The 12,709-nt window shown below is 67.3% G+C and carries 16 protein-coding genes; 10 read left to right on the top strand and 6 right to left on the bottom strand.

What is annotated here, in order from left to right; translation table 11 throughout:
- Window positions 1-30: 30 nt before the first annotated feature.
- Window positions 31-228: a hypothetical protein gene (locus ABD844_RS40665; RefSeq protein WP_344890780.1), complete on the bottom strand. Its 198-nt coding sequence runs from the start codon at window positions 226-228 to the stop codon at window positions 31-33.
- Between the two features lie 141 nt (window positions 229-369).
- Here ABD844_RS40665 and ABD844_RS40660 point away from each other — a divergent pair, with 141 nt between their 5' ends.
- Window positions 370-771 carry a hypothetical protein gene (locus ABD844_RS40660; protein ID WP_344890777.1) on the top strand — a complete coding sequence of 134 codons (402 nt, stop codon included), beginning with the start codon at window positions 370-372 and terminating at the stop codon, window positions 769-771.
- Between the two features lie 102 nt (window positions 772-873).
- Here the strand turns inward: ABD844_RS40660 and ABD844_RS40655 are convergent, their stop codons facing one another.
- Window positions 874-1,014 (bottom strand): hypothetical protein, encoded by a 141-nt coding sequence (locus ABD844_RS40655; protein WP_344890774.1) that lies wholly within the window; start codon window positions 1,012-1,014, stop codon window positions 874-876.
- A gap of 119 nt (window positions 1,015-1,133) precedes the next feature.
- Here ABD844_RS40655 and ABD844_RS40650 point away from each other — a divergent pair, with 119 nt between their 5' ends.
- The 7 genes from ABD844_RS40650 to ABD844_RS40620 all read left to right on the top strand — a co-directional run bounded on the left by ABD844_RS40650 (window position 1,134) and on the right by ABD844_RS40620 (window position 8,011).
- The gene (locus ABD844_RS40650) at window positions 1,134-1,601 is read left to right on the top strand and encodes a hypothetical protein (RefSeq protein WP_344890771.1); all 468 of its coding nucleotides are present in this window, start codon (window positions 1,134-1,136) and stop codon (window positions 1,599-1,601) included.
- 1,286 nt (window positions 1,602-2,887) lie between these two features.
- Entirely contained in the window at window positions 2,888-4,093 is a 1,206-nt protein-coding gene (locus ABD844_RS40645; protein WP_344890768.1) for a hypothetical protein, read from the top strand.
- A gap of 96 nt (window positions 4,094-4,189) precedes the next feature.
- Window positions 4,190-4,798, top strand: coding sequence for a hypothetical protein (locus ABD844_RS40640; protein WP_344890765.1), 609 nt, complete (start codon window positions 4,190-4,192; stop codon window positions 4,796-4,798).
- A 331-nt stretch (window positions 4,799-5,129) separates the two neighbouring features.
- Complete coding sequence (locus ABD844_RS40635) at window positions 5,130-5,780, top strand: type II toxin -antitoxin system TacA 1-like antitoxin (protein WP_344890762.1); 651 nt, start codon at window positions 5,130-5,132, stop codon at window positions 5,778-5,780.
- 93 nt (window positions 5,781-5,873) lie between these two features.
- On the top strand, window positions 5,874-6,710 hold the full coding sequence (locus tag ABD844_RS40630) for an endonuclease/exonuclease/phosphatase family protein (protein ID WP_344890759.1): 837 nt from the start codon (window positions 5,874-5,876) through the stop codon (window positions 6,708-6,710).
- Between the two features lie 29 nt (window positions 6,711-6,739).
- Window positions 6,740-7,252: a hypothetical protein gene (locus ABD844_RS40625; protein WP_344890756.1), complete on the top strand. Its 513-nt coding sequence runs from the start codon at window positions 6,740-6,742 to the stop codon at window positions 7,250-7,252.
- A 405-nt stretch (window positions 7,253-7,657) separates the two neighbouring features.
- A complete protein-coding gene (locus ABD844_RS40620; protein ID WP_344890753.1) occupies window positions 7,658-8,011 on the top strand; it encodes a hypothetical protein in 354 nt (117 codons plus the stop codon).
- Between the two features lie 125 nt (window positions 8,012-8,136).
- Here the strand turns inward: ABD844_RS40620 and ABD844_RS40615 are convergent, their stop codons facing one another.
- A complete protein-coding gene (locus tag ABD844_RS40615; RefSeq protein ID WP_344890750.1) occupies window positions 8,137-8,577 on the bottom strand; it encodes a hypothetical protein in 441 nt (146 codons plus the stop codon).
- 398 nt (window positions 8,578-8,975) lie between these two features.
- Between ABD844_RS40615 and ABD844_RS40610 the strand changes: the two genes are divergently transcribed.
- Both ABD844_RS40610 and ABD844_RS40605 read left to right on the top strand, forming a co-directional pair.
- Entirely contained in the window at window positions 8,976-9,737 is a 762-nt protein-coding gene (locus ABD844_RS40610) for a ParA family protein (protein WP_344890746.1), read from the top strand.
- Window positions 9,737-10,513, top strand: a complete 777-nt coding sequence (locus tag ABD844_RS40605) for a hypothetical protein (protein WP_344890743.1) — start codon at window positions 9,737-9,739, stop codon at window positions 10,511-10,513. The genes ABD844_RS40610 and ABD844_RS40605 overlap by 1 nt, the downstream gene beginning before the upstream one ends.
- Before the next feature lie 175 nt (window positions 10,514-10,688).
- Here ABD844_RS40605 and ABD844_RS40600 read toward each other — a convergent pair whose 3' ends face one another.
- Genes ABD844_RS40600 through ABD844_RS40590 form a run of 3 tightly spaced genes read right to left on the bottom strand, consistent with a single transcriptional unit; the run spans window position 10,689 to window position 12,533 of the window.
- A complete protein-coding gene (locus tag ABD844_RS40600; RefSeq protein ID WP_344890740.1) occupies window positions 10,689-10,940 on the bottom strand; it encodes a hypothetical protein in 252 nt (83 codons plus the stop codon).
- Complete coding sequence (locus ABD844_RS40595; protein WP_344890783.1) at window positions 10,937-11,773, bottom strand: phosphoribosylaminoimidazolesuccinocarboxamide synthase; 837 nt, start codon at window positions 11,771-11,773, stop codon at window positions 10,937-10,939. The genes ABD844_RS40600 and ABD844_RS40595 overlap by 4 nt, the downstream gene beginning before the upstream one ends.
- Before the next feature lie 19 nt (window positions 11,774-11,792).
- Window positions 11,793-12,533 carry a GntR family transcriptional regulator gene (locus ABD844_RS40590; protein WP_344890736.1) on the bottom strand — a complete coding sequence of 247 codons (741 nt, stop codon included), beginning with the start codon at window positions 12,531-12,533 and terminating at the stop codon, window positions 11,793-11,795.
- Window positions 12,534-12,709: the final 176 nt, after the last annotated feature.

The following is a 12,709-nucleotide window of genomic DNA, read 5'->3' as shown; positions in this document are numbered from 1 at the left end:
CGCCTGTTGATCGCCAACCGCTGTCCAAACTCACCAACAAACGATGTCTCTACTGACCGATGAAATCACCGTCACCACGACCACGGCCACCACACCGACCTCCACGAGCAGCAGTCCACCAGCAGCGGCCGGATGCAGGCCCAGCGCCGCCCCGGCGGGTACAGCGGCGGTCACGGTCAAGGCCGTCACCGAAAGGGCGCCCGCCGGGCGCCGGCGTCGTGTCGTCATGCCTTCAGGCTGCGGCAGCCTGGTGGGTGGTCCGATGAGCGGTCGGGTGGGTGGTCGGGTGGAGAAGCGGCGCCGTTGTGTCGGTGTGGAACGTCACAATGAGGTCCCATGAGCTTCCCCCGGCCCTGGGTTGGGTCCACCATGACTGCCCTCGCCCTCGCCTTCCCCCTCGCGGCGACCGGCTGCACCGCCTCCTACGACACGCGCATGACGTACCTGCGCACGACCGCCCAGCGCGGTGTGGACACCCACAAGCTGCTGTACTCCCAGGAAGCGCGCATCGACAAGGCCAGGTGTGAACGCGCCTACGACGGCAGCGGCGTCGTCGACGAGGCGCCGCATGTCGAGACCATCGATGGGCGAGAGGCATGGCACGCCCAGGTGAAAGAGTTCTTCGTGGACTCCTGCCTCAGCGGCAAGCCCAAACCCGTCCCGGCCGACCTGCCCCACCCCGGAGACTCGCCGCAGGCCTCCACGACAGCCGCCCCCACGTCATCGCCCACGAAGTCGGCCGCAACCGCCACCCCGACCACCACGCCGTAGACGGGCCAGGCCATTGGCGCCTGGCGACACCCTCAACGCCCGCCATGTGCTGCAGCCGTGGTCGACGCCGAGCAGGCCACGCGATCCACCCTGTGATGAGGGCTACTGCGTCAGGGTGTCGATCGCCTGCTCGGCCATCTGGATACCTACCGTTGCAGCCATGGTGGCTCCGGCTTCCAGCAGTCGATCCTTGATCTGACCAGCAAGCTGGCGCAGTCGGCCGCCCTGGGGGTCATCCCCCACCCATCACGGACACATTCGGCACAGGGTCCAGGTCGCCCGAGCGTCCAGCAAGACCGGCTTACGCGCCCGCGCGGCGGGCGCGTAGCGTCAGGGCTGATCGCCGAAGGCAAGGAGACGCGATGACCGAGCCGGCCAAGTCGAGGCGGGAACGACGGGAACGGCGGCTGCTCCTGGCCATCCAGTCCCTGCTGATGGTGCTGGGGTTCGCCTCGCTGCTGGGACTCACCTTCTCCGCCACGCTGGCGTGGTTCAAGACCACCCTGGGACACAACACGCCAGAGTTCTTCGCCTATCTGGGCGTGCTGATACTGGCGCTCGCCCCAGTAGCGATGGTGCTCCAGACCCGAGATGCCTGGCGTGAGGGCTACCGGGCCCGCAAGCCCATCATCACGGCCTGGACGATGATCGGTCTCGGGTTTCTGGTGGAGTGGGCCGCGGGTGCCAACTGGGGAGAGATCCTCTTCAGGCCGGTGGTGTTGGGTCTGATGCTGTGGATGGCCCGGCCCATCGATGATCCTGCCGAGGTTCCTGCTGACGAGGTACCAGCAGAGCCGGACGCCCCAACCGTCGAGGCTACTGACGGGTAACGCTACAGTGCATCGATTCTGTCCGATTACCAGCGGGTAACTTGTGGCGCGGGCGATGCGCTGACCAGCAGAAATGCGGAGCTCGGCCGAGAGTGCTCTACGCCCCGCTCGCGGCGTGTCCGTTTTGTGGTGGTTTTCCGCCCGATTATGCAGCCGCGGATGCATGGTCATGCAGGGTGTAGCGCCCCTCCATACGCTCCCCGACCCTCTCGGAAATTCCCGGGAAGGTGTCGGTGCGGAGGCGTACGGTGCTCGTAGTGGCCGCAGCGCTGGCCCGCTTCCGAGCCCGACCGCCCCCACGCGGCGGAGGGCAACGAGGACAAGGTCCCCCGGATCGCGCGACGTCGTGGCCCGCTCCGTCTGATCGTGACAGGCCCCGCCGGAAGGCATCCGCCCCCGACACCGCCCCGGCGCCCCGGTGGATCACCTGGAGCACTGCCTGAGAAGCGCGGCCTCGACAACGACGGAACCCCCGGTCCGAACGGCCGGGGTTCCACTTTTCCAAGGTCGTTTGAGGCGCTCTACCGGTCGGCAGTTGAGGTCCGGCGGCCTGTTTCCCGCGCGGAGCGCGGGGCTTGAACTAAGATTTGTGGTAGCTCAGTCGCGCCATCGCCTTCTAGCCAGTGGATCCGCCCTAGGGAGACCCACCGGCAGCGGCCCCCGGTGGGTTCCTCACACCGGATCTCCGGTGGGTTCCCCCAACCGGGCCGCAGTACAAGAGGAGACCGATGAGCGACGAGCCGCCGCGGCGTTGGGATGTCCTGGTACTGCTGGTGCAGATCTACCTGGTCTACGTCCCCTGGCTCCTGAAGTACGTCAGCGGGGCCTGGTGAGGTGGCACCCTCTCCAGAACCCCGCTCGTACGTGCAACGGCCAGCGCGGTTGAAGTGAAGTAGAGGCCCCGGGATCAGTTGTCGACGCTGGACCGGGGTTCTCTGCTGTCTGCCCCAGGTTCGCGTCCGGGGCTTCGCATGTACTTAGCTAGCTGGAGAAGAGTCTACCTTGCCTCGTAGTCAAGGTGGCAGCCATTTAGCGCCTGCGTTCACTAGATGCTGGCCGTCCCCGGGCTTGTTCGGAGCGCTGCTTTAGCGCAGCTAACCTTCGGGAACTGCGGGGGGCCGTAACTTGTGCGGCGGAGAATTTGCCTCCTTATCGTGACGGTACGCCGACAGCGTGGCAGCATGGGACCGTAACGGCACGGTCGGCGGAAACGCCTCCGTCACACCATGGCGTGACGGAACGCATTTCCGCCGACCGTTACCACCCGCCCGCCGAAGGGGATCGTGATGCCCGACCCGCAGGCCACACCTGACGCCCGGCGATGCGCCCTTCCGGTGTGCCGCAAGGTGTTGCCCGCCGACGCCACTGCCCGCCGCCGCTACTGCTCGGGGGCCTGCCGTCAGGCCGCCTGGCGCTTCGACCTCCCGGTCGCCGCCCCCAAGCAGGCCCCGGCGAGCCCGAAGGACCTGGAGGAGCTGGAGGCGGGAGTGCGCCGACGCGCCGCCCACCTGGCGGTCCACGCCCAGTACGTCGCCGACCCGCTCGCCGGCAGCGGCAAGCAGGCGGTCGCGCTGCGCGTCCTGCCCGGCCTGGTGGACGGCCTGCTGGCCGCCCACGTCGCCGCCCGCCGCGCTGCCGGCGACACCTGGGAGCACATCGGCCAGGTCCTGGAGATGCACCCCGACACCGTCCGGCGCCGCTTCGGCCAGCAGCAGGCCGACACCGAGCGCCGCGAGGACCTCGGCGACGCCCGTCTCGCCGACCCGGCCGGGACAAGCCGTCCCGCCACGGTGCCCGACATCACCACGACGAGCTCGCCGACCTCGCCGCGCAAGCAGCCGATCGAGGAACCGGCCGCTGGCGACGGCGGGAGCGAGGTCACGCCCGTCGACGACCAGACCGGCACCGAGACCGGCACCGAGACCGGCACCGACCGGCCGCGCGACCTGCGGACCGTCGACCGGCTGGGCCCGGACTGGGCCACCGAGAACGACGTGCTGTGGTGGCGGCGCGAGACCCGCGCCGGCAGCGTGAGCCCGGCCTGGCCGGGCAGCGGCTGGACCGCCCGCAACGCCCAGCACACCCCGATCACCACCGGCGCCGGCAAACGCGGAGCTTACAGCTCCCGGATCAAGGCGTTGACCGCCGTGGCCGCCGACTTCGAGGCCCGCCGCCGCGCCCAGACGGCGCACGCCGACGTGGCGCTGGAAGGCGCTCCGGAGGGGTGGCGGCTGACTCAGACCCAGGCCGACATGGACCGCCACCGCTGGAACGTCGTCACTCCCACCGGCGACGTCGCCGGGACGGTGAGCAAGGCCGGCTGGCACCGCCAGGCGTGGGAAGCCACCGCAGGCGACCCGGCCAACCGGCACTACCACCCGGTCCCGGTCGAGCCGGTCGGGGACGAACCTGGCCGCAGCAGCGCCGATGGATGCTGGCGCACCCGGAACGCGGCCGCGCTGGCGGTCGCGCGCTGGCACGCCCCGGGCTGAATCGCGGTCGCAGTGAGCTGACCGAGAGGTTGGTCTTGTCTGACCGCGCCTCGAAAGAACCCGTGGTAGATCAGGGCCCGGCGTACCGTCACGCTCATGACGGCCCCCCACACCGACGACAGTCCCTTGCCGGTCGACCCCGTCGACATCGCCGTGGACGCCTGCGTCCTGCTGGCCAACCATCTGGACCTGCTGGCCCACCAGATCCGCGAGCGCGTTCTGAACGATCACGACCGCGTCCGCCTGGCGGCCGCCGCGACTCGGGTGGAAAAGGCCCTGGCCACCATCACGGTCGCAGCGGTGCCTTCCGCCTGCGCCGCCACGCTGCCGCCACTGCACGAGGAGGAGCCGGTCGGCCCGGTGACGATGAGGATCGTCACCTGGACCCGGCCCGACTACCGCCAGGAGGACGGCCGCTGGGTCGCAACCGGCACTCAAAGCCAGCGCCGGATTCACGTCAGCCTGGACGGCCAGCACACGGTGTGCGGCAGCCAGATCCCCGACCACGCCACCACGGAGGCCACCACCGCCGACTGGCACCTGCACACCAACTGCTACAACTGCGCGTACCGGCTCTGGCCCGAGCACGCCCCCGCCGGTTACGAGCGGCCCACCAGCAGCCGCGACTTCCCCCTACGCCGCACGAGCACGACCTGGGAACAACTGGACGCCGCTTCTCGGCGCACAGGCCCCGGAGCTCTCTGACAGGGTGACACGTCTTTCAGCGGGACCAAGATCACGACCCAGAACGAGAACCGGAAAACACAACTGCCAGATCCATCAACCAAAAACGATCATGAGAAGTCGAAGGAGCAAAGATGGTAGATCAGGGGCCCTGATCCACCAGAGATCACAAGCTCAAGATCAAATGAGTGCTAAGGTATCGTCACCGATACGCGGGCAACCCCGGCACTACGCCGGGGTTTTTTCATGCCTCGCGACGCCGTACACCCCTGCTCACCGAGGGCCTGCCACGCCGGCCTAAGCTGCGCAGCAAGTTATAGGTTTGGGTTCCCCAAAATGCGCGGAGGGCCCCGTGACCGAGGACAGCTCACCGCTCCCAGCACGCCGCCGGCGCCCCCGCGAAGACGGGCAGGGACAGCGCGGCAAGCGCGTCAACCTCCGCCTGTCCGACGCCGAGCACACCACCCTGGAGGCGGCCGCCGCGCGGTACGGGACCACTCTGGCGGGGTACGTGAGCGCGGCCGCGCTGTCGGCTGCGCGCGACGAACTGCCGCCCGATGCGCGCGAGGCGGCGATCGAGTTGTTCGGCATGCAGGCCGACTTGAGGCGCCTGCGGGCCGCGCACGGCATCGACTCCGGCGCGCTGGCCGACGCCCTGTACGCCATGCGCGAGGCCCTGGAGGAGACCATTGAGGAGTTCATCAACATCTCCCGCAGGGCCCGCGGGCAGCGCGCGCGGTGGACTCCCGTCCGGTTCCAGCACGCGCCGGCACCGCCACCACCGGCCGCCAGCCCGGCTGTCGACGCCGAGCCGCGGCCGCCGTCGACTGCGGCCGATTGGACCAAGCAGCTCGCCGAGCTCGCCCGCCAGTTGGAGGCCGGCGACACGCCTGCAGGCGAGTACTGGTATCACGAACGCCTGTACGGCGCGCTCATCACGGTCGTCATGGAACTCGGCAAGGCCCACCCCGGAGGCCTCGACCGGCTCCAGCCACGCCGCTGACAGCTCCGCCGGCGGCCGAGTGGAGGCCGACAAGCTGTTGCGCCCTGACCTGGCCGATCTGACATGTGAAACGCCTGAGGAGCTGACCCCCCGATGACGACGATCACCGTGATGAGCCAGAACGTCCAGTACGGGGCTCGTGCTCAGGGCCGGTGGGAGGCACTGGTCGAGGCCGTGCGCGCGGTACGGCCCACCATCGTGCTGCTGCAGGAGGTGAACGAGCTCGCCGACCCAGAGCAGGCGAGGAAGGCCGCGGCCGATCTCGGGATGCAGCTCACCGTGGCGCCGTCGCGGAACCTGCCGGTCGCGGTCGCCTGGCAGGAGGAGACGCTGAAGCTGGCCGGGGTGGAGACCAAGTACTCCCTGGAGTTGCATCACGGCTACTGCGGGCCGCGGTTCCACGTTCCGGGACTCCCCGCCCCGCTGGTCGTGATCAGCACCCACCTGACGCCGTACTCAGCCCAGGGCGCGGCCATCGAGGCCCAGATGCTCATCGCGCGCGCCTACCGCTACGGCGGGCTCGGCCTGGTCGGCGGCGACATCAACCACCCGCCCCTGCCCGTGGCCGGGGAACCGGAACCGGCCTGGGAGCGCATGCCGCCCTACAACCGGGCCTCACGCTGCCTGCCCCGCGCCGGCGAGAACGAGCCGTGGCAGGCCGACACGATCGTCGGGGCGAGGTTCCGGGACGGCGACATGGTCGACGTCGCCGCCACAGTGGCCCTGCAGCGCGGGGATCTGAGCCTGCTGGAGCCCACGGGCAAAGCCGGGCTGCTGCGCGTCGACCAGCTGCACGTGACGGCCGCCCTGGCACCCGCCATCGGCGACTACGAGCGGGTCGACGTCGGGGACGCCAGCGACCACTTCGGGCTTCTCGCTACCTTGGACCTGACCCGGATCGATGAAACCCGGCTGCGCCCCTACGCCTGATTCGGTCCGCCATCGAAGGAGAGAACGCCGTGGGCATCTACCGCCACCTGAAGGAATGGGACTCCTGGGCGGGAACCGCCGAATGGAACGACGCCGTGGAGCGAGCGGCGGATGTGTGCGGCCCGATCTGGCACGACGCCTTCGCCGCCCACTACAAGGGCCCGGACGCGACCGCCGCCGTCATCATCGCTGTGCTGCTGGTCGCCGCCCACACGGGCAAGCCCCCTCTGGAGGTGACGATCCGCGACCTGTTCGACCAGTTCGACCAGGCAGGCGAAGCCAAGGGCCCGCCGCACCCGCGCAACATCTATGAACTCTTCGGGGCTGGCCTGGTCCAAGCCCAGACCGTGCTCGCCCCAGAGACGCTGCAGGCCGCCCGGCGGCTCTGGGAGACGGTGCTGACCGTGGACAAGACTCCGACCGCCGAACAGCAAAGCTCTCCCGCGCTGATGGAAGACCCACATATTCGGTGGGGCCTGGCCATCCAGGACGTCGCCGGCCCCATCCACACGGCACTGAAGCAGCGAACAGGCCACCGCTGATGAACAGCTTCCGGCGGGGGAGGCGATGCCGCCACCTCCAATCGGCTGCTGGTGTGCTTCCGGCAGCACCCCGCTAGCGCCCCAAACCAGCACCTGACCAGTCCGGTAGCAGATAGCAGGTCAGTCCGCCCCAACGCCGGGCCCCCTCTTGAGGGCAGGTTTACGACACCCCGCCGCACGAGGGCTTCCACAGGGGACCTGGGATCGTGACCAGGTTCGTGGCAGGCCGGTGAGGCGGCCCGCGACGCTGAACAAGGTCCTGAACGCGCACGCCGAACCGCAGTGACACCAATTGGTGTCAAGGCGAGAGTCGGCCGAGCTGCTGAACGCCAGGTGACCATCGGGCCTCAAAGGGTTCTGAACGGGGGATGGTCACACGTGTGCGCCGCTTGTAGCGTCGCGAACATGGCCGACAACGCCGGTGTCGATCTCGACCAGTTGGTACACGACGTGCTTGCGCTGTTAACCGCAGCTGGGTTCCCCTACGACCCGGACCACGAAGCCAGTGGCTTTCAGCTCCGGCGCGGCGCCCGGTCGATTGAAGTGACCTGGGGTCCTGACGCCAAGTTCGAGGACATGCTCATCGATCTGGACGATGACCATCCGATGCTGCGCCTTGAGCGTGATGTTGTGAACATCACGCTCAAAGCGTTCGCCGAAATCTTCGTCGCGGCCGGATTCACCGTCTCGCTCCGGCTGGGCAATAGCGTCGACCGGGATGTTGAGTTGAAGGTCATCGCTGGGCCAGCCGACGCATGATCGGATGCAACTCTTCTCCACGGTTTTAAGGGCGGTCGCATCGCGGCCGCAGTTGATACGAGTCTCCCCGACTAGGCAACACCGCATCCGGCAACGGGGCACCAGAGCGACGCTGAGGAGACTGCTCAGGCAGCACCGCCGCGCTCGTCAGTCGTCCACCCGTTGGTGAGGATTACCGGCAGACTGGCCACGACGGCGACCGCGACGACCGGTGCCAGGGCGTGCAGCGCCAACTCCCAGAGGCTGAATGTGTCGGTGACCCATGGCAGGCGGGGCCAGCCGCACAGCACGAGCATCACCGCGAGGAACAGCCGCTCGACCCGTACCAGCTTCGGCGAGAGGATCGGCTCACCGCGCGTGATCAGGTAGACGCGGGTGCCGAACACGGCCAGCACGAGCAGCGACATCGCCGGTCCGATCAGCCACCCGGTTACCCACTTGCGCGTCCAAGGGGCAGACCCATCTGCGGCGACGCCTTGAATCTCGACGCTGGTCCAGGCCAGCGCCAGCGCCAATACGATCATTCCTGCGACCGCCAGCCGGTTGACGGCGTTGGTGGGGGTCATGCGATCCACCTCAGCACGTGTGGGCGATTGCCGAAAGGCGATGTTGGCGGACCTAGCGGACAGGCTTCGCGCCTGCGGGTAAGCCGAAGGCCATGAGCAAGCACACTCCCGTGGGACACGGAGATTGCTGGGCGGCGGGTGCAGTCCGCGGCCGCCAAAATCTCAGCGCCTCTTTGGATCGCGAGCACCGCGCCCAAGGATGGCTCAGCAGATCAAGCCGCCTGACGCCGTCAGGACGGCCCTTCTCCTGGCGGCCTGCGACTCCCCCGTTGCTCTGACCACGTTTGATGGCTTGCGAGACGGGGCGGCAAGCAGAGTGTCGCTGTCTCCTCTCCTCTCACCTCTGGCACTCTTGTTGAGCATCCGAGTACCAGACAATGGGAAGCCACGGAGGAATGATGTCTGCTGCCCTGCAGCATGCCGCCGACGCTCAGGCACGAGGTGCCATCGTCGACGCTGTGATCAGTCAAAAGGGCGGAGTCGGCAAGTCCACGATCACCGTGAACCTGGCCGCCGTCGTCGGAGAGAACACCCGCCCCAACGCTGAGGGCGAAGACTCTCCAGTCGTAGCAGCGGGAATCGACCCCCAGGGGTCAATGGAGAAGTGGGCCGACCGGGTCGCCGAAGAGCGCCTGTCGTTCGACTACCTGTCGACACAGGGCAACAACGATCTACTGCCAAAGCTCAAGCAGGACCCACTCGTGCGCCGCATCATCGTGGACTGCCCTGGCTTCATGGACGTCGACCCCAATGCCACCCGCAGCAAGGACCCTCTCGGGCACGGCGCCGCAGCGGATGCCCTACGCGCCCTACTGGCCATCACCGACCGAGCCATCGTGCCGATGAACCCCGAATGGCTCACTTACGATCCCACCGAGTACACCATCGAGCGCGTCCTCCGCCCGCGCGGCATCCCCTTCCTGATCGTGGTCAACCGATGGGATGCACGCGACGGCGACGAGGACCTGCTGAAGGTCAACGCCTGGATCGACAAGCACGGCTATCCCCGCGCTCCACAGCCCATCCGCAAGTACAAGATCCACACCAATGCGGCAGAGAAGGGCCTGGTCGTCACCCAATACCAGCCCTCTGGGACCGCCCTGCGTGCCAAGGAAGACTTCTACAAGCTGGCCCTCGCCGTGGACGGGGTGAGCATCTGATGGGCCGTCGTCGAGGTGAGGACCCCGCCGCCGGTCAGCACGCGCCCAAGCTGGCCACCGAGCTGGCCCAGGCGTTGCCAGTACCGTACGAGGCTCTCGGCGACAGTCCCAACCTGATCGACGTTGAACGGGACGACCTGGCAGCCTGCGAAGCTGCCATCCACAACCTGCGAATCGCCTACTGGGCGGCAGGTAAGGCCCTGCAGGTGATCAGGGATGCCCGCCTGTACCGCGCCGACTATCCCACCTTCGAGGAGTACTGCGAGCAGCGCTGGGACATGAGCCGCAGCTACGCCAACCGGCTCATCCGAGCGTGGCCTCTCGCCGAGCGACTGGTGCCAATTGGCACCAAGGACCCGAGCGAAGGCCAGGTGCGGGAGCTGCTGCCGTTGGCGGCGCATCACGGTGACGACGCAGCCGTCACCGTCTACCAGACCGTCATAGAAGCCGACCGCGTTCAGGCCACCGCGGCGGTCCTGAAAGGGGCAGTCGACGCCATCCCGGAAGGGAACTTCGACGCCACCGAGGCGGTCAAGCACGTCCGCGTCTATCTTGCTCAACTGGGCACCTCAGAGAACACCGCCCCGGAGATAGGCGCGGTAGAGACCTTCACCACCGAAACGGGCCGGCTTCGCAGCATCCTGCAGCGAGTGGTCAAGCGCGACATCCTCCGCAGCGCCGCCAAGGATCGCCCGGAGGAAGTCCGCCAAACCCTCACCGAACTGCGCACACTGCTAGACGAGCTCGAACGCAGCGCGTTCCAAGAGCGCCGATGACATTGAGGATGGTGTGCCTCGACTCCGCGAGGCCCACCATCCTCAATGCCAGATCGCCCGAGCTCGGCGACCCACAAGCACGGCCCGCTGCAAGTTTTCGAAGATTGACCACTGCTCAGGCCGCCTTCACTTATGCCGAAGGGCCCGGCTTCGGCCGGGCCCTTCGCTTCAAAGCTCACTTAGACGGTTCTCTGTGCTCCGCAGCGGCATCATCAGCCTCGACCCATGGCTTGTCTATCGCCCTGGTGAGAGCGTCCACGCCGTTCATCGCTGGGGTTACTCCCAAGCCCCGCAGCAGCATCGATGCTCCCGTCCTTGCCAATTTCGCATCTCCTGGTATTTCGGTGTCGATGCCTTGTAGGTGCAGCAGCTCCCGCACCTCGCGCACCAGGTGCTCCGGATCGAAGTACTGCCGGTTGGTGGTCACTGGGTCTCCTTCCACGTCAGGCCAGTGATGCGCTCGTAGACCTCGATGTACCGGGCCCGAGTGGCTTGCACGATGTCGTCGGGGATCGGCGGACCAGGCGGCGTGCGGTCCCAGTCGAGCGTGGAGGACCAGTCGCGGACGAACTGCTTGTCGAGCGCGTGCTGGGTACGCCCTGGCTGCCAGGAGTCGGCCGGCCAGAAGCGGCTGGAGTCGGAAGTGAGCACTTCATCGGCCAGGACCAGCGTGCCGTTTGGCGCGCGTCCGAACTCAAGCTTGGTGTCGGCGATGATGATGCCCCGTTCGGCGGCGATCTCAGCTCCGCGCTGGTAGATCTCCAGGGTCACGTCTCGCAGTTGAGCGGCGGTGTCGGCGCCGATCTGGTCGACGACGTCGTCGAAGGTGATGAATTCGTCGTGCCCGGCCGTCGCCTTCGTGGTCGGCGTGAAGATCGGCTCGGGGAGTTTCGAGCCCTCAAGCAGCCCGGCCGGGAGCGGCACGTCGGACACCGTGCCTTTTACGCGGTACTCCTGCAGCCCCAGGCCGGCCAGGTAGCCGCGGGCGATCCACTCGACCGGCAGCATCTCCAGGCGCTGGCACCGTACGGCACGACCAGCCCACTCAGCGGGTACGTCCGTGTTGATCACATGGTTTGGGAAGACGTCGGCAAGCTGGTCGAACCACCACAGTGAGAGCTGAGTGAGGATCTTGCCTTTGTCAGGGATAGGTGTGGGCAAGACGACGTCGTAGACGCTGACGCGGTCCGAGGCGACCAGGATGAGGTCGTCGCCATCCGCATACACGTCGCGGACCTTGCCGGAATGGATCAGTTCCACAGGACCAGGTTTCCTTTGCTTAGTTGATCTCGAACTCATATGACTGCCACCGCTCCGGGGCGGACACGTACTCGCCGTACTCCAGCACCTGGCCGTCGCTGTCGTAGATCCAGTTCCTGCCTCGCAAGACAGGAGACCCGACAGGAACCCCCAGATCCTGCGCATCCTTCTCAGTGGCAGCGCTGGCGGCGCTCTGCTCCCGCGAGGTCTTTATGGTCCGGCTGGCCACTTCCTCCACGTAGCCGAACGTGCCCTGCAAGATCCTCTCGGTCTCCAGCAGTCGCGGGGCAAGCTCGGCGAGCTGACCGTCGAACCAACTCGTGGACGCGGAAACGGGCTGGTCGCCGCGATACGTCACACGCTGCCGACGAATGGCGGGAGCTCCGGCAGCGATTCCCAATGCGTCGGCCACCTGTTCTGGTGCGTCGACCAACGCCGCCGACCTGATCTTCGCGTGCTCATCGGGCGGATAGATGCGCCCCGTCCGTCGGATTGCTACTGCCCGGTCTGTTGGGGAATGCGAGGCGGCAGCAGACTTCACGACCGTTCCTCGGCCGGGCGCTGCATCCACAAGGCCCTCGCTGCGCAACGTGGTGATCACCTTGGTAGCTGTGGCGATCGCGACGCCCCAGTCCTCAGCGATCTGGCGCCCTGTAGGCACCCGATCGCCTTCGCGAAGCTCGCCAGACATGATCTGTTGCCGGATGTGCTTCACGATCTGCAGATAGGGCGGATCTGGCCGGTTCAATGTCGGCGCCATCGGAAGATCGCTCCCGCTTCCAGAGATGGACTAGTGCAACGCTTACTTTAGTGCACCTGTACTAGTCCATCTCTGCGAGGTAAGGCATCGCTGCCCGTTGAGGAGGGTAGACATTGGACTAGTGCAAGTTCTACGCTTCGCACTAGTGCAACGCTCTGTACGGATTGCACGCCGCA

Origin of the sequence: Nonomuraea antimicrobica (assembly GCF_039536965.1) — a bacterium.
Lineage (GTDB): Bacteria > Actinomycetota > Actinomycetes > Streptosporangiales > Streptosporangiaceae > Nonomuraea > Nonomuraea antimicrobica.
Note: the sequence above shows the minus strand (reverse complement) of the source record. Positions and strands in the feature narration are given on the sequence as shown.